Source organism: Flavobacterium ustbae (assembly GCF_003946915.1).
Taxonomy (GTDB): Bacteria; Bacteroidota; Bacteroidia; order Flavobacteriales; family Flavobacteriaceae; genus Flavobacterium; species Flavobacterium ustbae.
This window is the reverse complement of the sequence record NZ_RPOC01000003.1, coordinates 131338-155606: the sequence shown is the minus strand read 5'-3', so window position 1 is coordinate 155606 and position 24269 is coordinate 131338. Positions and strand designations below refer to the sequence as shown.

Annotated in this window: 14 protein-coding genes; 5 read left to right on the top strand and 9 right to left on the bottom strand. The window is 35.3% G+C overall.

The window, feature by feature from the left end; translation table 11 throughout:
- Window positions 1–10: 10 nt before the first annotated feature.
- On the top strand, window positions 11–769 hold the full coding sequence (locus tag EG814_RS06375) for an SDR family oxidoreductase (protein WP_125720065.1): 759 nt from the start codon (window positions 11–13) through the stop codon (window positions 767–769).
- Window positions 770–896: 127 nt separating this feature from the next.
- Here EG814_RS06375 and EG814_RS06370 read toward each other — a convergent pair whose 3' ends face one another.
- From EG814_RS06370 to EG814_RS06330, 9 genes are all read right to left on the bottom strand, one after another.
- On the bottom strand, window positions 897–1157 hold the full coding sequence (locus EG814_RS06370; RefSeq protein WP_125720063.1) for a hypothetical protein: 261 nt from the start codon (window positions 1155–1157) through the stop codon (window positions 897–899).
- Between the two features lie 240 nt (window positions 1158–1397).
- The gene (locus EG814_RS06365; protein ID WP_125720061.1) at window positions 1398–3260 is read right to left on the bottom strand and encodes a TonB-dependent receptor plug domain-containing protein; all 1863 of its coding nucleotides are present in this window, start codon (window positions 3258–3260) and stop codon (window positions 1398–1400) included.
- Between the two features lie 340 nt (window positions 3261–3600).
- The gene (locus EG814_RS06360) at window positions 3601–4740 is read right to left on the bottom strand and encodes an exo-beta-N-acetylmuramidase NamZ family protein (protein ID WP_125720059.1); all 1140 of its coding nucleotides are present in this window, start codon (window positions 4738–4740) and stop codon (window positions 3601–3603) included.
- 587 nt (window positions 4741–5327) lie between these two features.
- On the bottom strand, window positions 5328–6632 hold the full coding sequence (locus EG814_RS06355; RefSeq protein WP_125720057.1) for a serine hydrolase domain-containing protein: 1305 nt from the start codon (window positions 6630–6632) through the stop codon (window positions 5328–5330).
- A 4-nt stretch (window positions 6633–6636) separates the two neighbouring features.
- Window positions 6637–9138: a beta-N-acetylhexosaminidase gene (locus EG814_RS06350; RefSeq protein ID WP_125720055.1), complete on the bottom strand. Its 2502-nt coding sequence runs from the start codon at window positions 9136–9138 to the stop codon at window positions 6637–6639.
- A 10-nt stretch (window positions 9139–9148) separates the two neighbouring features.
- Window positions 9149–10630 carry a glycoside hydrolase family 10 protein gene (locus EG814_RS06345; RefSeq protein WP_125720053.1) on the bottom strand — a complete coding sequence of 494 codons (1482 nt, stop codon included), beginning with the start codon at window positions 10628–10630 and terminating at the stop codon, window positions 9149–9151.
- 694 nt (window positions 10631–11324) lie between these two features.
- Window positions 11325–12152 carry an alpha/beta hydrolase gene (locus EG814_RS06340; protein ID WP_125720051.1) on the bottom strand — a complete coding sequence of 276 codons (828 nt, stop codon included), beginning with the start codon at window positions 12150–12152 and terminating at the stop codon, window positions 11325–11327.
- Window positions 12153–12206: 54 nt separating this feature from the next.
- Window positions 12207–15122, bottom strand: coding sequence for an FAD-binding and (Fe-S)-binding domain-containing protein (locus EG814_RS06335; RefSeq protein WP_125720049.1), 2916 nt, complete (start codon window positions 15120–15122; stop codon window positions 12207–12209).
- Between the two features lie 302 nt (window positions 15123–15424).
- Window positions 15425–16174, bottom strand: a complete 750-nt coding sequence (locus tag EG814_RS06330; RefSeq protein ID WP_125720047.1) for a DeoR/GlpR family DNA-binding transcription regulator — start codon at window positions 16172–16174, stop codon at window positions 15425–15427.
- Window positions 16175–16423: 249 nt separating this feature from the next.
- On the opposite strand from EG814_RS06330, the gene EG814_RS06325 reads away from it, so the two are divergent.
- The 4 genes from EG814_RS06325 to murQ all read left to right on the top strand — a co-directional run bounded on the left by EG814_RS06325 (window position 16424) and on the right by murQ (window position 24025).
- The gene (locus EG814_RS06325) at window positions 16424–19690 is read left to right on the top strand and encodes a SusC/RagA family TonB-linked outer membrane protein (protein ID WP_125720045.1); all 3267 of its coding nucleotides are present in this window, start codon (window positions 16424–16426) and stop codon (window positions 19688–19690) included.
- Between the two features lie 26 nt (window positions 19691–19716).
- Window positions 19717–21450, top strand: a complete 1734-nt coding sequence (locus tag EG814_RS06320; protein ID WP_125720043.1) for a RagB/SusD family nutrient uptake outer membrane protein — start codon at window positions 19717–19719, stop codon at window positions 21448–21450.
- 250 nt (window positions 21451–21700) lie between these two features.
- Complete coding sequence (locus EG814_RS06315; protein ID WP_125720041.1) at window positions 21701–22900, top strand: exo-beta-N-acetylmuramidase NamZ family protein; 1200 nt, start codon at window positions 21701–21703, stop codon at window positions 22898–22900.
- Between the two features lie 297 nt (window positions 22901–23197).
- Complete coding sequence (gene murQ, locus EG814_RS06310) at window positions 23198–24025, top strand: N-acetylmuramic acid 6-phosphate etherase (protein WP_125720039.1); 828 nt, start codon at window positions 23198–23200, stop codon at window positions 24023–24025.
- The last annotated feature ends 244 nt before the right edge of the window (window positions 24026–24269 follow it).

Here is a 24269-nt window from a genome sequence, read left to right as displayed (position 1 = left end):
AAAATATAATATGGAAATCTTGTCGAATTATTTTAGTGATACTATCTGCCAGAAACGAATTGTTATAACCGGCGGTACAACAGGAATTGGTAAAGCTATCGCAGATCTGCTTGTTTCTCTCGGTGGTCGTGTATTTATTTTTGGAAGAGACGAAAACGACTTTTACAAAGCCATGGATGACATTAAAACAAAATCATCTAAAGGAGAAATCTTTGGCGAAACAGCAGATGTCACCAAAAAAGAAGATATGGAGAGAGTTTGGGACAGGGTCGACAAAGTTTTAGGAGGAGTTGACATTCTTATCAACAACGCCGCTTTGCCTGCTGGAGGCCTTATAGAAGGCGAATATGAAGACTGGAAATATATTTTAGAAACGAATATTTTAGGATATATCGCTTTTGCCAAAGAAGCAGTCAACAGAATGAAAGAACAGAAATCTGGACATATTATAAATATTGGCTCGATGAGCGCCGAAGTAAAAGAAAAAACAGGCGTTATCTACGTGGCAACCAAAACAGCTATAAGAGGTTTTAGCACAGCACTTCGAAAAGAAATAAACCAGCTAGGAATTAAAGTTTCGCATGTAGAACCTGGAGCGGTTATGAGCGATATGCAACCCGACTCAAAAGAAGAACAAAAAGAAAAAATAAAAGATATGGAAATGCTTGAAGCAAAAGATATTGCAATGAGTGTTTTATTCTGCTTGACACAACCGAAACGTTGCGATATTGTGAGTATGCAGATTAGACCGCATCTTCAAATCATTTAAAAATAAACCCTCACTTTTTTCATTTTTTTAATTTGAAAACATCTGTACAATTTTTGTGCAGGTGTTTTTTTATTTTGATCTTGCAAAAAAGCATAAAAAAAAAGCAGTGATTTACTGCTCTTTGTTATTAATCTATTTTAGTTGCATCATTTTCAGCAATGTCACTCTGGTTATGGTCTTTATGCCTAAGTTCTTCATAATCGGCATCATCTCCCCAATCTCCCGTATTAGGCTGTTGAATAGGTTTATTTCTTTCACTCAGCTGATTATCGTTATTTTCTTCACTTGGAAAATACATTTGATAACCCAAAATTGGATCCCAATTTGATTCTTGCGTACGATCAATCCCGTCTTGGAACAAATCGTTTTGTTGATTTTTTGTATCCATTTCTAATTTATTTTATACGATCAGAAACTGCAGAAACTGAAAGTATGATTATTACTTTGTTTTCATAGACTCGTAAAATTCAGCAAATTACGCCAAATAATTGTTACATTATTTAGGAGAAAGTTTATATGATTCTATTTTATAGATTTGATAATGGATAAAAGCGTTTATTAAAGCTGAAATTAAAAAGCCTGCAAACAGTAAGTCTACAGGCTTTATACAATCCTAATAAAAGTATTTTTAAAAAGTAACCAGCTTAACTCCCAAAGTAAACCATCTTGAAGGCAATGGCATTGCTCCTACTTCATAATAAGTGGCATTAAATATGTTTTGTCCGTCTACGAAAATCGTAAATTTATTTATCGATTGACTAATTCTAAAGTCATTTACCCAATAAGATGGTCCTGTAATTCTTTCGTTAAAACGCGTTGCAAACATTACCGATAAGTTTTTGAACTGATAATCTATCGTATTGGTAATTTGATGTTTTAAGGATGAAATGGCATATTTTGAATACGTTTCTGTACGCATCGTTTTGAATTCAGAATCTAAATAGGTGTACGCTAAAAGAATGTTCAATCGTGAATCTTTAGAAAAATCAAATCTATAAGTTCCGCGTAAATTAATTCCGTTTGTGTTTAAATCTCCAGTGTTTTGGCTCTGCCATGGCTGTGTCGTAAGATTACGCATCCAATCGATATAATTGTCTATTTTTCTATAGAAATAATTGGCATTCAAACTCAAAGCTCTTTTGTTGTATTTAAATCCAATTTCACTCTGAAAAGCATTTTCTGAATCTAAATCTGCGTTTCCAATGTTTCCTGTCTGTTTCAAATACAAATCTGTAAAAGACGGAATCCTTTGGCTTGTTCCCACATTTCCAATAATTTTAAACGCATCTGTAATTGCATAACTGGCATCGATTCCTGGATAAATTTGCCATTTATAGTCTGAATTGTAATTCAAATATGTTCCAATATTTACATCTAGTTTATCGGTAAAACTCGTTCTGTATTCTGCATAAAGACCAACATTTTCGCGATCGTGATCTCCAATGTTTGAAGAGTGAATATCTTCAATTCTAAATTCGGCTCCAAAACCAATTTCTCCTTTAGATAATTTTACTGTAGAATTCAATTCACCCGCAATAGAATTAGTATAATGCTGGCTTCTTCCAACTGCCAGATTTGAATTTCCTAAATAACGGTAATCGTCATAATTGTAACGATACGTTACTCTCGGCATAATTTTCCAACTATCCGTAATTTGATGATTTGACTGAAGATTAGCAAATGTAGTCTGAACAATTTCGGTAGAATTTAAATCTCCAGGCGCAGCGTAAAATCCGTTAGCGCCAAAGCCGTTATTGATATAACCTGCAGAACCTAAAATTTCATTCTTATCATTGATCTGCACATTTCCTTGATAGAAAATTTTATTGTTTTCGAATGCTGTATTGTAACGATAACCGTTGCTTTTATCGTGCGATGCAAAAATTAAATGCTGCTGTTTTTCTTTACCTAAAACCGCTCCAGCCTGAATTCCTGTTCCGTAAAAAGTATCTCCTGTATCTTGCGTGTCTTTTTCGAAATTAGAACCTGCATAAGTGCTTACCATAAATCCAGAATCGGTTGGCTTTTTAGTAATGATATTAATAGCTCCAGTTAAACTGTTAATTCCGTAAATTCTTGCTGCCGGACCACGAACTACTTCAATTCTTTCGATCGCTTCAACCGGAAGAGGCAAATTCAGCATATTATGTGCCGTTTGCGAATCGATTACTTTGGCGCCGTTTAATAAAACAACAGTCTGCTCAAAACTTCCACCGTCAACGCTAATGTCGGCTTGAGTTCCAAAAGGCCCTCTCTGGCGAATGTCTACTCCATTGGCATATTGCAATACTTCTTGCAATGTTCTTCCTGGCAGTTTTTTTATGGTTTCGCTCGAAATAACATATACATTTCTGTTTTGTTTAGAAATTGGCGTGTTAAAACGGCCTTCATTAATAATAACTTCATCCATTTGGTTGATGGAATCTTGCTTGGTCTGTGCGTAAAAATTGGTACAAATTGCTGTAAAAACAACAAAATAGAGTTTTTTCATTTTGGCTTACTATTTTTTTGGCAAAAGTAGCTTCTTACCGTACCAAGAAAGTATACCAGTTTTATAATTATAAGTAGTCCGGATGATTTTTTTTTCTTTTGCCACAGATTAAAAGGATTTTCACGGATTTCTTTTTTATTAGCCACTAATTACACGAATTCACACAAATCAATTCGCGAAAATTCGTGCAATTCGTGGCTAATAAAAATCATTTTAATCCTGTCAATCTGTGGCATTTTTTTATCGCAGATTTTGCAGATAAAGCAGATTTGGATACTGAATAAATTATTTCCGCAGATTTAATTTTAGTTTGCCCAAAATCAATTAAACCTAAAAGATATTACTTATAAATTAAATATTTAGCTCTCATTTTTTTAAACTTCACCAAACCTTCTTTCCAGCTGTTTCTAATTTCTTGTTCTGAAATTCCAGCTTCAATCTGTTGTTGCAATTTCTCATTTCCTGCACGAATCGCAAATTTTCTTTTGTCGAAAAACTTAGATTTATCTGCTGTTGTCTGATACGCTTTAATCAGCCATTTTATTTCTAATCGATTAATTCTCGGAATGGAAGACAAATCTTCACCATTGCATTCCACACCGTTGTATAATGGATTTTTATCTCCAAAATTAGGTTGCGGAGTAAAAACAAAATCACTTTTGGGCAGATATGGCGAACCGTAGATCTGAAATTGTTTTTCAGTTCCGCGACCCATGCTCACATTCGTGCCTTCAAAAAGGCATAAACTTACATACAGATTAATCGCCTGATCGTTTGGCAAATTTGGCGAAGGTCGAACCGGAAGACTGTAGCTGCTTTTTCTAGTATAATTTAAACACGGAATTACAGTCAGCTTACATTGAATTCCGTCTTTCAGCCACTTTTGTCCGTTAATCATTTTGGCTTCTTCGCCCAAAGTCATTCCGTGAAGCAAAGGCGTAGGATGCATTCCGATGCCGCTTTTAAAAGCAATGTCCAAAACCGGACCGTCGACAATCGCAATATTCGGATTTGGACGATCGAGCACAATCAGTGGAACATTATTTTCTGCGCAAGATTCCATAATTCTGTGCATTGTAGAAACGTATGTATACAATCGTGTTCCAACATCCTGAAGATCAAAAATCATAATATCGATTCCCTTCAATTGTTCTGGAGTTGGTTTATTGTTTTTTCCGTAAAGTGATGTAATTGACAAACCAGTTTTCGAATCAATTTCATCAGATACATGTTCGCCAGCGTCCGTGGTTCCTCTAAATCCGTGTTCTGGTGCAAATATGGTTTTGATTTTTACTTTTTGTTCGACTAAAAAATCGACTAAATGTTTTTCTTTAGTGATAATTCCGGTTTGGTTGGTTACAATTCCAATGGTTTTGCCTTTTAGTAAAGGCAGATATTTTGTAGAGTTTTCAGCTCCGGTTTTAATTTGCTGCGCAAAAGAAACCGCTGAAATTAGTATGCAGATTATTATATTTCTCATGTGTAATTATTTTTTTTCTGCCACAGATTAAAAAGATTTCCACAGATTTTTTTGTTAAGCCACGAATTACACAAATTTCCACGAATTAATTTGTGCTAATTCATGTAATTCGTGGCTAAAAAATAATTTCAATCCTTTTAATCTGTGGCATTTTTTTCTCGCAGATTTTGCAGATACAGCAGATTGGAAAACCGAATAAAGATTTCCGCAGATTTCTTTTTTATGTTGCCACTAATTGCACTAATTGACACAAATCAATTCGTGAAAATTTGTGTAATTAGTGCCAATAAAAATCATTATAATCCTTTTAATCTGTGGCATTTTTTTCTCGCAGATTTTGCAGATACAGCAGATTGGAAAACCGAATAAAGATTTCCGCAGATTTTCTTTTTTAACCACGACCCGAGCGATAGCGAACAGGCGAAGCAATTCACGAATTATTTTTTCCAATCTGAATGAAAAAAACGCTGAATTACACTAATACATTGGGAATAATTTGTGTAATTCAGCATGGATTACCACAAAAGATTTTAAAAATAATTCGTGAATTAGTGGCGAATAAAACCTTTCAATCTGTGACAAAAAACTTATTTATTAATCTGTCTCCAAATTTTAGCCGTAAAATCGTCTTTGTACATTAATCTATTTGTTCTTGTTGGATTTACGCGATTGGTCAGGATAATTAAAAATCTTCCGTTATCAGGATTCATGAAAAAGAAGGTTCCTGTAAAACCCGTATGGCCGAAATCATCTTTTTTATAAAACTCATCTGGCTTTCTTTTGTCAAAACCTAAACCTCGATAAATGCCATTTTTTGCAAGAGGCGAATCTGTAAATTCTTTTACGACATTCGCTTTTAAAATTTGTTTTCCTTTATAAGTTCCATTATTCAGTAACATTTTGCAGATTACGGAAATCGATTCTGCATTAGCAAACAAACCCGCATTTCCAGAAACTCCTCCAAAAATGGCCGCCGCTTCATCGTGCACATAACCTTTTATAGTATCTTTTCTAAAAAGATTATCCACTTCGGTCGGCATCACATTTTCTATAGAAGTCCATTTTAATGGATTATAGCCAATTTTTGAAATGCCTAATTCTGCATAAATTTCATTAGTGAGCTGATCTAATTTGTTTCCCGTTTTGGTTTCAATCATTTGCTTCACCAAAAGCAAATTCAAATCGCTGTACAAATATTTTCCCGTCGGATTGGTATTTGCTTTTGCAATCTTATCGTAAACCGACGGATAAAATTCTGGATTCAGCCACATGTTTCTATAAATCTGAATCCAATTTTCTTTCGGTTCAAAAACCAAAAACTTAGAATCGTAAACAATATTTTTATTGACGAACATAACATCGAATGGCTCAACGTATTGTTCTGATTTCTCCTTGCTTAATAAAGGCGAATTATCTGGTGTGGAAAGCAATGCCTGATAAAAAGTGATGCTTGGCGTTAATCCAGAAGTATGCGTGAGCAATTCAAAAAGCGTTAAATTGGCAATAGCAGTATTTTTATAAAACGGAATAATCTCACCTACTTGATCTGTAAGCTTTAATTTTCCATCTCCAACCAAACGCATTGTTACCAATGTTGCACCCAAAACTTTAGACATTGAAGCCAAATCAAAAACATCATCTGATTTCACCAATTGCTTTTTAGTGTAATCATGAAAGCCGTAGTATTTAGAAATTAGATTTTCGTCTTTAGTTCCCACAATAATTTGTGATCCAGGAAAAAAGCCTTTTTCAAGCGCATTGGTCATCATCGAATCGATGTAAACTTCATTTCTTTTTTGATCAAAAGATTGCTTGGAGTTTTTCTGAGAATAACTTTTTATTCCTAGAAAAATCAAAAAGACAATTATAATTTTGAAACCAATATTTTTCATATTTCTATGGATTAATTTTTAAGTCCTGTCCTGCCATCAAAGGCTCATTATTGGTTCCTGTAATTTTTATCCTAACGGCTTTTACAGGCTGTTTCGGATAAATTGATGCATTTCCATAATCGAAATTATCGCCTTTTATAAAATCAGCTCCATTATATGAAAACTCAACAAAACCGTTGTTTATTATAAATCTCGGATGATGCGGAATTCCAGTTAAAACATCAATTTTAGAAGAAGTTACAGGATTCGTAAAAGTGTACAAAATCCAGTCACCGTCTTTGCACGCCACATCGGTACGCAAATAGGTTTCTTCATTATAATCTTGCAGATTTGAAATTGGAAACTTCGGATTTTCTGCCATCGAAGAAGTCACTTTCACTTCTGATTCCAAATAAGGCGAACAATTGAATTTTACATTTGCCGCAGACTTTTTCTCTTCTTTATTCTCAACCGTAAAATCTAATCTGTAGGTGTTTTTTTCGTTATAATTTTCAATCAAAAATCTCAAACGTGGTTTTGCTTTTAAAGCTTTTTCCTCTGAATATGTCTGTAATAATTTATCATTTTCAAAAAGAGAAACATTTCTAATCGTTCCGTTTGCACCTTCATCAATTGGATTAAAAGTCAAATACCAAATCCCTTTTTTATCCATCTGTTCTGTGATATTTTCTGAAATAGTTAAAACCTCTGCTTTAGCTGTATTCCAATTGGCAACAGGCAATTTTTCTACTTTTATCGCAGGACTAGCAGAAGTTTCATTAAAGAAAACTTTAAATCGATATTGCTCGTAATCTTTCGTTTGAATTGGTCCTGTGTATAATGGCGATTGTCTGGTTGGCTCATTTCCGTCTTTATCAAATCGCACAATAGCGCCTTCATAAGGAAGCGTTACAGTAATAGTTCCGTTTTTATAAATAGCAGTTGGAGGAAAATCTCTAAAAGCAATTCCCATATCGGCTAACCTTTTCAAATGACTGTTGGTTAATCTTCCATAAAAATCATCCCAATTTTTGTATTCTTTTTTAGACCAGCCAATTTCAGACAAAGCACTAATTCTCGGATAACTTTGATATTCCATAATTCGTGCTGGGCGATCTAAATATTCGCTCCACAAAGCACCCTGAACTCCAACTATATTTTTTTGTTCTTCTGGCGTTAACTCAGCATCTGGAATTGGTTCAAACGAATAAGCACGTTTGGTATCTGTAATCGCCGCCCAACGATGACCGCGTTCTGTTTCCGATTGTGCCATGTCATAATACGTAAATTGCCCAGGCATCATGATGGTTTTATATCCTTTTTTTGCCGATTCGATTCCGTAGCTAATTCCCTGCCAAGCAGAAATAAGTGTATTAGGATCGATTTCTCCGCCTTTCAGAATTTCGTTCCAACCATCTGTTTTTTTATGGTATTTATCGACAATTTTCTGAACCCTTCTAAAGAAATAATTCTGAAGCTGAAAACTATCTGTAAATCCTTCTTTCGCCATCAAAGCTTGACATTTTGGACAATGTTCCCAATTGGCACGATTGACTTCGTCTCCTGCAACATGAATATATTCAAAAGGAAATAATCCAGAAACTTCTTTTATAATGTTATCCAGAAGTTCATAATTTTCTTCACGACCAACACACCAAACATTTTTTACTTCGCCTTGAACACTTTTAAGTTCCTGCGTGATAGCACAACCTACTTCAGGATACGAAGCTGTCACTGCGCGCGAATGTCCAGGAATTTCAATTTCTGGCATAACTGAGATTCCGCGATCAGCTGCATAAGCCACCACTTCTTTAATATCTTCTTGCGTGTAAAAACCTCCATAACGTTGGTCTCCAGAACCATAAGAAGGCAATAAAACTTCGCCTGGACCACGCCAAGCGCCTTTTAAAGTTAAATCTGGCATCGATTTAATTTCGATTCTCCAACCGTTGTCATCGGTTAAATGCCAGTGAAAAACATTCATTTTATGTGCAGCCAGCCAATCGATATAATTTTTTACGGTTTGTTTATCGAAGAATTGTCTTGAACAATCGAGCATCATGCCGCGCCAGTCAAAACGAGGATAATCTTCAATTTTTACAAACGGAACAGTTCCTTTTTTAACTTCTTTTGCAGAAGAAATTTGCAATAAAGTCTGAAGTCCGTTTAAAACTCCATTTGTCGTTTTTCCTTTTACGAAAATTCCTTTTTCATTTATTTCTAATGTATAACCTTCGTTTGGAAGATTTAATTTTTTATCTACTAAAAATGAAATAGTATTTTTTCCGTGTTTTTTTCCAATTGAAATAATCGGATTAATTCCTGTGTTTTTAGAAATATTGGCCGCAATATAATCGGCACTGTTTTTTAGTTTTTTATCTACAACCACTTTTAATGGCGAAGGAATTGCAAATTGTCCAACGCTTTGCTGAACTGATACCGGTTTCGGAATTAAATCCAGTTTTTGGGCTTGTATAAAAGGTATCGAACTTAGAAATAGGGCAATTAAAAGAATACTTTTTCTCATCTCTTATATTTTATTTTATTGAAAATTCAATCGGACTGCTTTCTGTCTGAGTCTGACTTAAGGCGGTGAGCGCATAAACATAGTTTTCCAAATCGGCATTTGGTACTTCTAGTTTTAAAGCTGTTGTCACGTAATAAATGTTTTCAGGATTTGAGAAATCAGTTATTTTTCCCTTCGGAAATCTGTAAATCACATATTTCTTGTCGTTAAATGCGGCTTTCCAAGTCAAAACTGCATTATTGCCTTTTTTAGCAATTACTGCATTTGTTGGCACTTCTGGTTTTAGTCTTGTAATTCTATTCGCTTCTGGAGTTAGCGCGATGTATTTGTATTCTTTTTCAAGAAGTGGTTTTCTCAAAGTATCTCCTTTTTTTAGAAAAGTCGAAGCCGTAAAATGCATCGAACCCTCAATTTGAGGCAGTTTACGAATCATTTCGATCTGCTTTACAATTTGATCAGGACTTCTCCACTCTGGTTCTTTAGCAGAAGTTGAAATTTTATAATCGCCATGACCAACGTACATATTGGCTCCGTATTTGTGTTCTGCCCACCATTTTGCCAGAACTTCAAAATTAGCGCGATCAAAACCAATATGCCAGTATAACTGTGGCGTTACATAATCGATCCAATTTTCTTTTTGCCATTTTAATATATTCGCATACAAATCATCATAATTGGTCGCTCCTGCAACTGTTTTAGAACCTTGAGAATCTTTGGCTATATTTCTCCAAACTCCAAAAGGCGAAATTCCGAATTCGACTTCTGGTTTATTGGCAATAATGGTATCTCTAATTTGTTTGATGATTAAATCTACATTGTCTCTTCGCCAATCGTCTTTGTCTTTAAACTGGTGCGGTTCTTTAGCGAAAGCTTTATTATCTGGAAATTCCTGCCCTTCAATTTTATACGGATAAAAATAATCGTCCATGTGAACGGCCTGAATATCGTATTTACGAACAATTTCGCCTACAACAGAAGCCACAAAATTTCTGGTATCTTGTAATCCTGGATTAAAATATCTTGTTTTTCCGTAAGTCAGGAAAAGGTCTGGTCTTTTAAAATATAAATGATTTTTTGAAAGCACATCTCTCACGGTATCTTTCTGCACCCGATACGGATTAAGCCAAACGTGCACATTCATACCGCGTTTTCCTGCTTCATCAATCATCATCTGCAGCGGATCAAAACCTGGCGCAACGCCTTGAGTTCCTGTTATCCAATGCGAAGCAGGTTCTTTTGTCGATTTGTAATAGGCATCGGCAGTTGGGCGAATCTGAAAAATTACGGTGTTCAGATTATACGAACGAAGATTATCCAGAATGGCAATCATTTCGTTTTTCATTTCTTTGTCTGACAAACCTGGTTTTGAGGGCCAGTCGATGTTTTCGACAGTAGAAATCCAAGCTGCACGCATTTCTCTTTTTGGTGATTGCTGACTGAAAATTTTGGTCTGAATCAGCAATACCAAAATTATAATTTTTACGCTTTTCATAATTATTATTTTGGGTTAGTATAGTTAAGTTTAACCGCAAAGAGCGCAATCCCGTTAGCTATTGGGAACGCTAAGTAAGCTAAATTTATTTTTTAATCTCGCAAAGTCGCAGAGTCGCTAAGTTTTTCTTTTTTTAAGTCTTTTATATTCTTTGCGGCTCTGCGACTTTGCGAGCAATTTCATTTGAAAAGAAAAAATCCTTTAATCCTCTTAATCTATGGCTGTTTTTTCCTCCCGCAGATTTCGCAGATTCAACACATTTAATTCGCGGAAATTTGTGCAATTTGTGGCGAAAAAATCTTTTAATCCTTTAATCTGTGGCTATTTTTCCTCTCGCAGATTTTGCAGATTCGGCAGATTTAATTCGTGGAAATTTGTGCAATTTGTGGCGAAAAAAATCTTTTTAATCCTTTAATCTGTGGCATTTTTTCTCTCGCAGATTTTGCAGATTTAATTCGTGAGAATTTGTGCAATTTGTGGCGAAAAAAATCTTTTTAATCCTCTTAATCTGTGGCTATTTTTTCTCTGGCAGATTTAGCCAATTTTAATTCGCGGAAATTTGTGCAATTTGTGGCGAAAAAAATAATCTGTGGCAAAAAAAATTACCTAACAGGCTTAAAAAAAAACCTGTTAGGGATAACCAACCAAAATTTATGCATTACGAATTATCGGTAGTTTCGCAATACACTTTACGTTATTTTGTTTTTATGCTTTCGTTGAAGAAATCATGAAAAAACAAAAGCTGATATTTTAAAGCATTTTCCCAGTACTTCAAATTATGTTCTCCTGGACGCTCGATATAATCGTGATTTATTTTTGAAGCCAGCATTTTTGCATGAAGCTCTCTGTTTACCGTCATGAAAAAATCGTCAACGCCGCAATCAATAATCAATTTTAAATTGTTGTCTTTTACCAAATCAAGCATATTGGTAACCGTGTTTTTATCCCAATTTTCTCGATTTTCAGTAATTGATCCCAATCGTTTTTTAATGTCCCAATTTTCAGGAAAAGGGCGAAAATCTACACCGCCGCTCATACTTCCTGCTGCGCCAAATACATCCTGATGTCTAAATGACAAATACAAAGCGCCGTGACCGCCCATACTCAAACCAGAAATGGCTCGAGCTTTGCGATCTGCAATTGTTCTAAATTGTTTATCGATAAAAGGAACCAACTCTTTTACCACATAAGTTTCGTACTTAAAACTCGGATCGATCGGACTGTCAAAATACCAGCTTGAATAATTTCCGTCAACACCAACCACTATAAAACCGTATTGATCAACTTGTTTTCCGAGTTCTTTAAAATCTTTTGCCCAAGAACCATAATTTCCGCTGTAACCATGAAGCAGATAAACCACAGGAAAAGCTTTTTTGCTTTTTTTGTAATTGTCTGGAACCATAACACAAGTTTTAATATTCTTCTGCATCGACGCACTAAAAACCTGTAGCGTATCAACCTTTGCTGCTCTGGCTGTAAAAATTAGAAAGGCGAATAAAAAGGTGTAAATTGTTTTTTTCATTACTGTTGTTTTTTTTAATAATATTTTTGAAAAGCTCAGGGAAAATACAAAAAATTATTTCAAACAATCCTTTAAAATAGTTACCGGATGCATGGCTTTTCTGCTCGTTCCGTCAAAAATCTGATGGCGGCAGCTGGTTCCTGCAGCCGCAATTGTGGTTGTTTCTTCCGTTGCCCTAATTTTCGGAAACAGCGTATCTTCTCCCATTTTCATACTGATTTCGTAATGCTCTTTTTCATAACCAAAAGAACCCGCCATTCCGCAACAGCCCGAATTGTAAATGGTCACCGTATTATTTTTTGGAATATTCAGCATCGCAAAAGAAGCTTCAACCGAGCTTAATGACTTCTGATGGCAATGTCCGTGAATTTTTATACTTTTTTCTTTTTCACAAAATTGTCCCGCGTGAATTTTTCCGTAGGCAATTTCTCTTTTGAAAAACTCTTCAACCGTAAAAGTGTTTTGGGCTATTTTTTCAGCACTTTCTTTATCTCCGGCCAATCTTAAATATTCATCTCTAAAGGTCAAAATAGCAGAAGGTTCAAGGCCAATTAAAGGTGTATTTTCAGAAATTATATTTTTAAAAATATTGACATTTTTATTCGCGATTTCCTGCGCTTCTTCTAGAAAACCTTTCGAAATAAAAGCTCTTCCGCTTTCTTCATGATCGATTACAATTACTCTGTAACCTAATTTCGTTAATAATTCGTACGCATCAATTCCGACTGAAACATCATAATAATTGGTAAATTCATCACAGAAAAGATAGACGCTGCCGTTTTCAAAAGCGTTATTCGCATAAAGTTTTTTGTTGGCTTGATACCATTTTCTAAACGTTTTGGGAGCCAATAACGGAACTTGTCTTTCAGGAGCAATTCCCATTCTTTTTTTAACGAAAGAAAGATTAGAAGCCCAATTGGTAACAGACGGCGCAATGCTTCCCAATTCATTCAATTTAGAATTAAAAGCAAACATCTTGTTTCGGAAAGAAAATCCGTTTGCTTTCTGATATTGATATAAAAATTCTGCTTTTAAAGTCGCCACATCTACATTACTCGGGCATTCGCTGGCACAGGCTTTACAGCTCACGCACAATTCAAAAACCTTGTATAATTCTTCGTGATCGAATTTATTTTCTTTTTCCGAATTCGTAAGATATTCGCGTAAAGCGTTGGCACGTGCGCGAGTAGTATCTTTTTCGTTTCGGGTCGCACGATAGCTCGGACACAATGTTCCGCCCGCTGAAGGCAATTTACGGCAGTCGCCCGAACCGTTGCATTTTTCTGCCGCGCGTAAAACGCCCAAACTATCAGAGAAATCTTGAATCGTTTTAATTTCTGGTTCTACTCTTCCGGCTTCAAAACGCAGGTTTTCATCCATTTTTGAAGCATTTACAATTTTTCCAACATTCAAAATAGTGTCAGGATCAAATGCTTTTTTGATTCGTTTCAGCAATTCGTAATTTTTATCGCCAATCATAAAAGGCAAAAACTCACCGCGTAAAATTCCGTCGCCGTGTTCACCGCTTAACGAACCTCTATATTTTTTTACTAAATGCGCCACTTCAGTCGATAAATTTCTAAACTGACGTAACCCATCTTTTGTTTTTAAATTGATTTTCGGACGCAAATGCAATTCACCTGCTCCAGCGTGCGCATAATAAATCGCGCTTTGCCCTTGACTTTCCATCATGGCAGCAAATTCGGCAATATAATTTGGCAAATCGCTTAGTTCTACGGCGGTGTCTTCAATAGAATCGGCTGCTTTATCGTCTCCCACAATACTTCCTAAAAGTCCGAGACCCGCTTTTCGAACCTCATTTACTTTGTCAATATCTGCTCCGTAAATTTTTGGCAAGGCATATCCGAAACCATTAATTTGAAGATCTTTAATCAAAGCATCAGCTTGCCATTCGGCATCTTCCATACTAATGTGCGATCCCACTTCGAGCATGATAACCGCTTTTGGTTCACCCACAATAAAAAACCTATTTTTAGCTTGTTCCCTATTCGTTTTGGTACAATCCAAAATAGTGTCGTCCATCATTTCGCAAGTGTACAAATGATGTTTCATAGCCACAACAACCGCTTCTAAACTTTCTTGAATGGTATGAAAATGCGCGACAACCATAATATTATTTGTCGGCGGAACATCGTCTACTTTTAAAGTAACTTCTGTTGTGAAGGCCAAAGTTCCTTCGCTTCCGCAAAGCAATTTTCCTAAATTGATGTTTTTTTCTGTACCTGAGAAAAGTTCCGATTTTAGTAATGCATCAATTGCATAACCTGTATTTCGTCTGTGAATTTCTGGTTTTGGAAATTCTCTTAAGATTTCTTCCTGATTTTCTTTGTTCGAAAGTTCTTCGTAAATCGTTTTATAAATTTTACTTTCTAAAGAATCGCCTTTTGTTTTCTCGATAAATTCTTCGGAAGTTAAATCTTTAAAAACTGCTGAAGATCCGTCGCTTAAAACTGCTTTTATTTCTACAATTTTATCTCTGGTAACGCCATAACGAATTGAGGTTGTTCCTGAAGAATTATTTCCGACCATTCCGCCAATCATACATCTATTTGTGGTTGATGTCGTTGGAGCAAAAAACAATCCGTGGGTTTTTAAGTATAAATTCAATTCGTCGCGAATAACTCCCGGCTGAACGGTTACAGTTTTCTTTTCGCGATCAAAAGCGACAATTTTATTGAAATGTTTCGAAACATCTACAATAATGCCGCTTCCAACGGTTTGTCCCGCCAAAGAAGTTCCGGCTGTTCTTGGCGTTATTGAAATCTTATTTTTGGAAGCAAAACGAATAATATTGACAATATCATTTTCTGATTTTGGAATTGCCACGGCAAGAGGCATAATTCTATAAGCAGAGGCATCTGTGGCGTATATTTTTTTATGAAGTTCATCATAAAAAAGAGTTCCTTCTAAAGAGGTTTCTAATTCTTGTAGTTGAAGAGAATCGGACATTGAATTGGTTCTGTGGCTTTTGGTTTTTTAATAATTGTTTTATTTCTAATCTCAGTTTTAAAAAACCGATCAATAACAAAACAAATTCTAATCTTAATTAGAAATCAAATATTTACTAAAGCGCCAATTTGCTTTGAACTTCTTCAAACGAGATAGGTTTTCATAAATATATTTGACTAACAAGCAATAGTTTTAACAAATATAGATACAAAAAGAATACAAATACATTATTTTGCGTTTTTTAACATAATTAAATTACAAAAACGCAACAAAACGCAAAAACAATTTCAAATAAGTTTGGATTATAGTATAAAAACACCAGATTTTCTATATTCGTCCAATCTTTCATCTTCTGGCTCCAATTCGGTTACAATCGTATCCAGCTGCGTGAGGTCGCAAACGCCGTGTGGCATTTTGGTATTTAATTTATTAGACGCAAACATCGAAACCACTCTATCAGAAGCTTCTATCATTGCCTTTTTCACGATAGAAATTTCATAGCCCACTTCTGTAAGCCCTTGTTTGATGTTGATGCTACTGGCACCGATGAAACAAATATCGGCCTTAATTTTAGAAACAACTTGAATAACGTCCATACCGATCGTTACCATTGCATTTTTCTGCATTTTTCCACCAATAAAAATTAAATCGATATTGGGATGCTGAGACAATTGCATCGCTATTGGTAAACTATACGTATATATAGTAGCTTTTAAATCGGCAGGAATTAACTTTGCAAAAACGAGATTGGTACTTCCTCCGCTCATTATAATAACTTGATCGTCATGAAGTAAAGACAATGCTTTTGTTACGATTTTCTTTTTTTCTTCTTCAGCAGAAATTGCAATATCAAATACATTTGCAGATTTCTGTTTTACTTGAACTGCACCGCCATATACTTTCTCTAACTGCTTTTTGCTGTCCAACTCGTTCAAATCTCTCCTTATTGTATCTTCCGACAAATCGAGAGCCAAAGCTAAATCTGTTGTAACAACTTTTTGGTCTTCAATAAGCTTAGTCATTATGTATTTATGTCTTTCGGCTTTCAGCATTTTTTTATAAAAGTTAAAATTCATCACAAATATATCAAATATTTCAATTTATAGTAGAAAAGCCTCTTAAAACTGCAAAATCGTGCATTTATTAGATTTTACAAATAAATAAAATAAATATTTTGAAGCAAATTATGCGTTATTTTGCGTTATTCAAATTATTTTTCGAAAAAAATTACAAAATAACGCATTTGTATGCAATAAATAAATATATTTGTCCGACAACAACCATAAAAAACCAGATTAATCATGAAAAAATTACTCTTCATTTCAGTGTTGTTTTTGTGCATTCAAACAGCATTTGGACAAGCAAAAACAGTTACTGGAACAGTAAAAAGCAAAGCAGACGGAATTCCAATTCCTGGAGTTAGCGTCGTTATTCAAGGAACAACTAATGGTACTACAACTGACTTTGATGGAAACTATAGCATTTCTGTAGCTCCGGCACAAACTCTTAGCTTTAGCTATATGGGCTACGAAACACAATCTATTAAAGTAGAAAGCCAACAGAAAATAAATGTTGGACTTTCAGAAAGCACCTCAAAACTAGATGAAGTAGTGGTTGTGGGTTTTGCTTCTCAGAAAAAAACGAATTTAACTGGCGCAGTTGCTAATATTGATGTTGCCAAAACTATTGGAAATAGACCTTTAACTGATGTTAGTAAAGCGTTACAGGGAACCACACCTGGTGTAAATGTGGCTTTCAACTCTGGAAATATCAATCGCGCTGCTAACATTAATATACGTGGTGCAGGAACTATTAACGGCTCTGATGCTCCTTTAATATTGGTAGATGGTGTTCCAACAGATTTATCTCTGATCAACCCGAATGATATTGCAACAATGTCCGTTCTAAAAGACGCAGCTTCTGCTTCAATTTATGGTGCGCGTGCTGCTTTTGGTGTTGTGCTTATTACTACAAAAGGAGGAAAAACTGGCGAAGGAAAAGTGAGATTTTCTTATTCTGCCAATACTGCTTTTACCAACCCTATTTCTACGCTTAAATTCTTAGACCCAACAGAAGAAATTCCGGGATTAATTGCTGCTGGAACCAGAACTGACGGCTCAACGCCAGAGATTTTTGGACAGAACTACAGTATTTTATTGGATGGAATTAAAAACTGGAAAGAGAAATATGCCAACAACCGCACCAGCCATGAAATGGTTTACGGAGAAGACTGGGAAATTAAAAATGGTACACCTTATTTCTACAGAGTTTGGGATGCTAATAAAGAATTATATGCTAGCAATGCTGTTCAGACTACACACAATCTTTCTGCACAAGGAAATCTAGGAGAAAAGAGCTCTTTCTTTGCATCATTTGGTCTAACTAACCAAGATGGTATGTTACGTGTAAATCAGGAAAAAAGACAAAGAATTAACATCAACTTAGGCTTTACTACTAAGCTGGCTGAGTGGCTTACTGGAGATTTCAAAGTAATGACTATCAATAGTCAATACGACCAGCCATTTAACTATTATGGAGGTTCTGGTACAGATGATACAGGATATGGAGGTTATTTTGGTTATGCACTTCGCTGGGGGCAATACTTCCCAAATTTTGGAACCTATAGAGGATATAATTTCCGCACAGCTGGAGGATATATTTCTAATGCTTCAAGAAACGAAAACAATAGGCGCAACACTCGATTAAGCGCCAGATTTACGGCTGATATTACCAAAGATCTTAATTTAATTGCCGAGGTAAGCAGCGTTAATGATTTTTACAATAGAAAACAAAACGGTGGTAAGTTTTTGGCTTGGGACAGCTGGTCTGCAATGCCTTATGATGCTAACACTATACAAACTGCCACACCAGCAACTCTTGAAGCTGGTAATGATTACGTAGCACAATCTAAAGCAGAATCGACTACAAATGTGGTTAACATTTATGGTAACTACAAAAAACAATTAGGAAATCATAACTTTAAATTCTTAGGAGGTTTTAACTCGGAGTGGCAGGATTTCTCTCGTAACTACGCAAGAAGAAACACTTTATTAGATAAATCAAAACCAGAATTTAATCTTGCAGTTGGCGAGCAGTTTGTTTCGGGAGCTACAAATACTACTTTGAACCCAGCTGAAACAACCTATTCTATTGCAGGTTTCTTTGCTCGAATTAATTATGATTATAACGGAATTTACCTTTTAGAATTAAACGGACGTTATGATGGTTCTTCTAGATTCCCAACAAGCGAACAATGGGGCTTTTTCCCTTCTGCTTCGGTTGGATACAAAATTTCTAATGAAAAATTCATGGAAGGTACTCGTGACTGGTTAAGTGATCTTAAACTTCGTGCTTCAATCGGATCTATCGGAAATCAAAACGTTGGTAATAATGCATTCTTATCTTTATTAAATGCTTCTAACCCATCATGGATCGGTAGTGGAACAACAATTCCACCATCTACGGGATTACCAACTAACGTTGACCCAGCATTAACATGGGAAAAAGTATATACTAAAGACATAGGTATTGACATTAAAATATTTGATATGCTTGGCGCTTCATTTGACTGGTATCAAAGGGACACAAAAGGAATGCTCGCTCCAGGAATCACACTACCAGGATCATTCGGTCAGAGTGCTGCGCAGACAAACTCAGGAAATATGCGAACAAGAGGATGGGAATTGGCTTTGAACTTCAACAAACAATTAGGAGAAAATGCTTCTGTATTTGTTGATCTTGCGCTATCAGATTACCAATCAGTTGTTACTAAATGGAATAATTCTTCAAAGCTACTTAGCACTTACTATGAAGGTTACGAAATTGGTCAGATTTGGGGTTTAACTAGTGATCGATTATTACAAGCTGATGACGTAATTACCAATAATGGTAAAACAGTAAACGGAATAGATTACTCTAAAACAATGCTAGGTAATTTTAGATATGGCGCGGGAGATGTACATTATGTTGATACAAATGGCGATGGAGCAATAACTCGTGGTGCTGGAACTGCAAACGATCACGGAGATTTAAGTAAAATAGGAAACTCTACGCCTCGTTATAAATATGGTATTACTTTAGGAGGAAAGTTACATGGATTTGATCTTTCTGTTTTCTTCCAAGGAGTAGGAAAACGTGATTACTGGGCGGCTTCAGATGCTGTTTTGCCTTTCTACCGTGCACCACAGCAAATGTATGCTAACCAAGCAGATTATTGGACACCAGAAAACACAGGAGCTTATTTTCCAAATCCTTATTACGGAAACGAGTCTACCGCATTTGGAGGTAACACAAATGGTATGAACAATTTTATTACCCAAACAAGATATTTGCTGGACATGTCTTATTTCCGTCTAAAAAACTTTACTCTTGGCTATAATTTACCAACAGCTATTGTAAAAAAAGCAGGATTAGAAAAAGTAAGATTATATACTTCGGGAGAAAACTTACTGACATGGAAAGACAAACGTCTTCCTGTTGACCCTGAAATCGATGAAACAGAAGTTTTCTGGGGAAGAGCTTATCCTTACACCAAAACATGGTCAGTTGGAGTTGATTTATCTTTCTAATACTAACAAATTCAAAAACTTTTAAAATGAAAAAATCAATTATAAAATCTAAATTTCTGCTAATGTTTGCTACAGCATTAATAGGAATGAATGCTGTTAGTTGTTCAGACTACTTAACAGATGATCCTGCAGATAAATTTACCAATGATAATTTTTGGCAGTCTGAAGATAACGTAAAAACGTTCTCTTGGCTTAACTATGATACTTTTTATGGCTATGGAAACGGCACAACAATTGGACTTTCTTCTTTCTATTACCATGGTTCTGACTATAAAGTAGACGACAACCTTGCTGCTTTTACTTTTTATCAAATGCCTATTACAGCAGCAACAACAAATACTTATTCATGGAATGAGTATTATACACTGATCCGTCGCTGTAATCTGATGCTTGAAAAAGTGCCAACTGTAAATATGCCGCAAGACAAAAAGAACCATTACATTGGAGTGGCTAAATTTTTTAGAGGTTACACTTACTTCCGTTTAGCTCAAAAAATGGGCGATGTTCCTTACACAGACAAATATTTAGCTCAAAGTGATCCTGCAGTTTATGCTCCTGCAACACCAAGAGCGCAGGTAATAGACAAGGCAATTGCCGATTTAGAAGAAGCTGCAAACTTAATGCTCGTAGCTGATGATAAAAACATTACTGTAAATAAATATACTGCTTATGCAGCATTAAGTAATGTTTGTATCTACGAAGGAACTTACAGAAAATATCATTTAGGACAAGATGGAAGTGCTTATTTAAACAAAGCAAAAGCTAATTCATTATTAGTAATGAATAATCCTGCTTATAAACTAAATGCAGATTGGAAAGGACTTTACAATTCTGTTGAATTGCTTGGAAATACAGAAGTGATATTGGCAAAACGTTATTTAACAAACGTACTAATGCACTCTCTTCAAAACTATACCAATACCTCAACAATTCAGTACGGCTTAACAAAATGGGCTGCTGACAGTTATGTTACAACAAACGGATTGCCAATTCAGCAAGCAGGAAATAGCCAATATGCTGGTGACGACACTGCAGAAAAAACATTTACTAACAGAGATCCGCGTTTTGGTAAAACAGTGAATCCTGCAAATTACGGTTACAAAGGAAAACCTTTTGGAACCACTGCTTTGGTTTCAATGTCTGGATATGTGTTTGAATTGTACAACAATCCCGCTACAACTGGTCCAGATGTTACTACTGGAGGACGTAACTACACAGATGCTCCGCTATTTACTTTAAGCGAAGTTTATTTAAATTATGCTGAAGCTTGCGCTGAATTAGGAAACGCAACCAATAGCGATCTAGATTTGTCTATCAACAAAGTTCGTGCACGTGCAGGAATTGCTCCTTTAACAACAGACGGAATTAATGCTTCTGCAAATGGCGTACAAATTAATGATCCAAGAAGAACTTCTTCTTTAGAGCAAATTTCTGGCGTTGTGAATCCGTTAATTTGGGAGGTTCGTCGTGAGCGTCAAATTGAATTCATGAGCTGGACCACTTTAAGACAAGCTGATATCTACCGTTGGAAAAAAGGAGATTATTTGGATACTAATAAAAACCCTGATGTAAATCTTGGTGCAAGAATTGGCTCTCCTGTTGGTTCTCAAACAGTAGTAGACGCAAACGGTTATGTAAAAATATACCCAGTAAGCACCAGAACTTTTGAGCCTAAACACTATTTAATGAACATTCCAACAAATGACATTGATTTATACAAAGCTCAAGGTGTAGAATTAAAACAAAATCCAGGCTGGTAATTCAGTAAAAACAGGATAATTACACATATAAACTGCCTCTGAAATGAGAAATTTTAGAGGCAGTATTTTAAAATACTCTTTTTTAAACACCACTAGAGTGATAAAAGAGACCTAATAGAATTTCACCCTGAAAATTCAGGTTTTCAAATCTTAGTTTTTTAGATCCCCAATCTACTTTAAACATACATATACTCCGATAAAATAGTAATTTTATTAGTCCATTTTTCTTAACTAATAAACTGTATTAAAAATGATAAAATTTATAGCAAAAAGCACTTTTGTTGCAACAATTCTTTTTTCTGCGCCATCTTATTCGGCTGAAAATCGATCAATTGAAACGAATCGTTCAGCAGAAATTAATTATGCAACCATAAAAACCGGAGCCGACAATTACGAAAAATACCTTCCACTTTTACAAAATAAAAAAGTCGGAATCGTTACCAATCAAACTGGAATTTTAACCGATAAAACTCATGTAGTCGATTTTCTTTTGGAGAAAAAAATAGCAGTTCAAACCATTTTTGCTCCCGAACACGGATTTAGAGGAACTGCCGATGCTGGAGAACACATCGTAGACGGAAAAGATCCAAAAACAGGTTTGCCGATTATATCTCTTTATGGCGACAACAAAAAACCAAAACCAGCGCAGTTATCTGGTCTTGATGTTATGATTTTTGATCTTCAAGATGTGGGCGCAAGATTTTACACGTATATTTCTTCGTTGCATTATGTGATGGAAGCTTGTGCAGAAAACAACATTCCGCTTATCGTTTTGGATCGTCCAAATCCAAATGGTGCTATTGTTGACGGACCACTTTTAGAAAAAGAATTTACAAGTTTTGTCGGCATGCACCCTATTCCGCTCCTTCACGGAATGACAATTGGCGAATATGCACAAATGGTAAATGGTCAAAAATGGCTAAGAGATGGCGCTCAATGCAAACTAACCGTAATTCCTTGTGTTGATTATAAAAGAACAATGCCTTACAGTTTATTGGTAAAACCGTCTCCAAATTTGCCTAACGACCAATCGATAAATCTTTATGCAAGTTTATGCCTTTTTGAAGGAACAAACGTAAGTATGGGACGCGGAACCGAAAAGCAATTTCAAATTTATGGTTCGCCTTATTTAACTAAAATAAATTTCAGCTTTACGCCAAAGCCAAATTTTGGTGCAAAAGATCCTTTATATAACGGAAAAGAATGTTTTGGCGAAGACTTAACAGCGTATCCAAGACTAAAACAGTTAGAATTAAAATGGCTGATTAAAGCCTATCAAAACACCAGCGATAAAACAAAATTCTTCAATGGATTTTTTACCAAACTGGCAGGAACAAAAAAATTACAGCAGCAAATTGAGAGCGGTGTTTCTGAAAGTGAGATCAGAAAAACGTGGCAAAAAGACCTTGAAGCTTTTAAAAAAATGAGAAAGCAGTATTTAATTTATTAGTAATTTTTTTTTAACACATAGACACATAGATTTTTATTTTCTGGAAAAAGAGTTTAGAAGAGAAACTCGTTTCTCCACACATAGATGGACGCTTACAACTTTGTCAAAGTTTCACCAAAGTACACATAGCTATGTGTTTTATTGTTAGTGAAACGTCTTTTTAATAGACTCCAAAAAGCTATGTCTCTATGTGTTTTAAAAAAACATCCATAAGCTATAGGCTAAGTCAAAAAAACATTCTGTATAAAAAATATCGAAATCCAGAATATGGATTTCAAAAATCAAAAAAAAAGAAAAATGAAAAATAAAAATCCTGAAACTGAACAAGAATCTTTGTATAAAGATTTGGATCAAATGAGTGTGAAAGAACTTCTTACGAACATTAATACAGAAGACAAAAAAGTTCCGCATATTATTGAAGAACAGATTCCTAAAATAGAAAAACTAGTTAAAGCCATTGTAAAAAAAATGCAGTTGGGCGGAAGATTATTTTATATCGGAGCAGGAACTTCTGGAAGAATCGGAATTTTAGATGCATCAGAATGTCCGCCTACTTTTGGCGTTTCGCATGATATGATTATCGGAATTATTGCAGGTGGAGACACCGCGATTAGAAAAGCGGTTGAAAATGCCGAAGACGATACCGAACAAGCTTGGAAAGATTTAGCCAAATTCGAAATTTCGAGCTTAGATATGATAATTGGAATTGCGGCTTCTGGAAACACGCCTTACGTTTTAGGAGCTCTTAAAAAAGCAAAAGAGCATAATATCAAAACAGGAAGTATTTCTTGCATCAGCAACGGACTTATTGCACAAGAAGCTGATTATCCAATCGAACTCATTGTAGGGCCTGAATTCTTAACTGGAAGTACAAGAATGAAAGCTGGAACTGCTCAAAAATTGACCTTGAATATGATTTCTACTTCGGTAATGATCAAACTTGGAAAAGTAAAAGGAAACAAAATGGTTGATATGCAGTTATCTAACGAAAAACTGGTAAAACGCGGTATCAAAATGATCATGGAAGAATTGGGAATTGAGTATGAAGTAGCCGAAGAATTGCTGCATAAACACAAAAGCGTAAGAGCTGTTTTACTGGCACACAACAAAAATCAGGAAATCTAAACCACACTATTAAAATCTTTTATAGATTTATACAAATTCAAAACCTGAATAAATTCATTTTTTGGAGTTTTTAACACCGACCTGAGAGATTAAAATCTGTCAGGTCAATTAAAAAAAGTCGCTTTTATTTATCTTTAACACCTAGCTAAGCTATGTGCATTTAAATTAGTGAAATGCCTTTTTTTAATTTGTATAATCTATGTTTCTATGTGTTGAAAAATAATTACACCCAACGGGTTTAAAT

Bases quoted from the DNA above. Each gene is read 5' to 3' on its own strand.
- EG814_RS06375 (WP_125720065.1), top strand. From the start codon at position 11: ATGGAAATCTTGTCGAATTATTTTAGTGATACTATCTGCCAGAAACGA.
- EG814_RS06370 (WP_125720063.1), bottom strand. From the start codon at position 1,157: ATGGATACAAAAAATCAACAAAACGATTTGTTCCAAGACGGGATTGAT.
- EG814_RS06365 (WP_125720061.1), bottom strand. From the start codon at position 3,260: ATGAAAAAACTCTATTTTGTTGTTTTTACAGCAATTTGTACCAATTTT.
- EG814_RS06360 (WP_125720059.1), bottom strand. From the start codon at position 4,740: ATGAGAAATATAATAATCTGCATACTAATTTCAGCGGTTTCTTTTGCG.
- EG814_RS06355 (WP_125720057.1), bottom strand. From the start codon at position 6,632: ATGAAAAATATTGGTTTCAAAATTATAATTGTCTTTTTGATTTTTCTA.
- EG814_RS06350 (WP_125720055.1), bottom strand. From the start codon at position 9,138: ATGAGAAAAAGTATTCTTTTAATTGCCCTATTTCTAAGTTCGATACCT.
- EG814_RS06345 (WP_125720053.1), bottom strand. From the start codon at position 10,630: ATGAAAAGCGTAAAAATTATAATTTTGGTATTGCTGATTCAGACCAAA.
- EG814_RS06340 (WP_125720051.1), bottom strand. From the start codon at position 12,152: ATGAAAAAAACAATTTACACCTTTTTATTCGCCTTTCTAATTTTTACA.
- EG814_RS06335 (WP_125720049.1), bottom strand. From the start codon at position 15,122: ATGTCCGATTCTCTTCAACTACAAGAATTAGAAACCTCTTTAGAAGGA.
- EG814_RS06330 (WP_125720047.1), bottom strand. From the start codon at position 16,174: ATGCTGAAAGCCGAAAGACATAAATACATAATGACTAAGCTTATTGAA.
- EG814_RS06325 (WP_125720045.1), top strand. From the start codon at position 16,424: ATGAAAAAATTACTCTTCATTTCAGTGTTGTTTTTGTGCATTCAAACA.
- EG814_RS06320 (WP_125720043.1), top strand. From the start codon at position 19,717: ATGAAAAAATCAATTATAAAATCTAAATTTCTGCTAATGTTTGCTACA.
- EG814_RS06315 (WP_125720041.1), top strand. From the start codon at position 21,701: ATGATAAAATTTATAGCAAAAAGCACTTTTGTTGCAACAATTCTTTTT.
- murQ (WP_125720039.1), top strand. From the start codon at position 23,198: ATGAAAAATAAAAATCCTGAAACTGAACAAGAATCTTTGTATAAAGAT.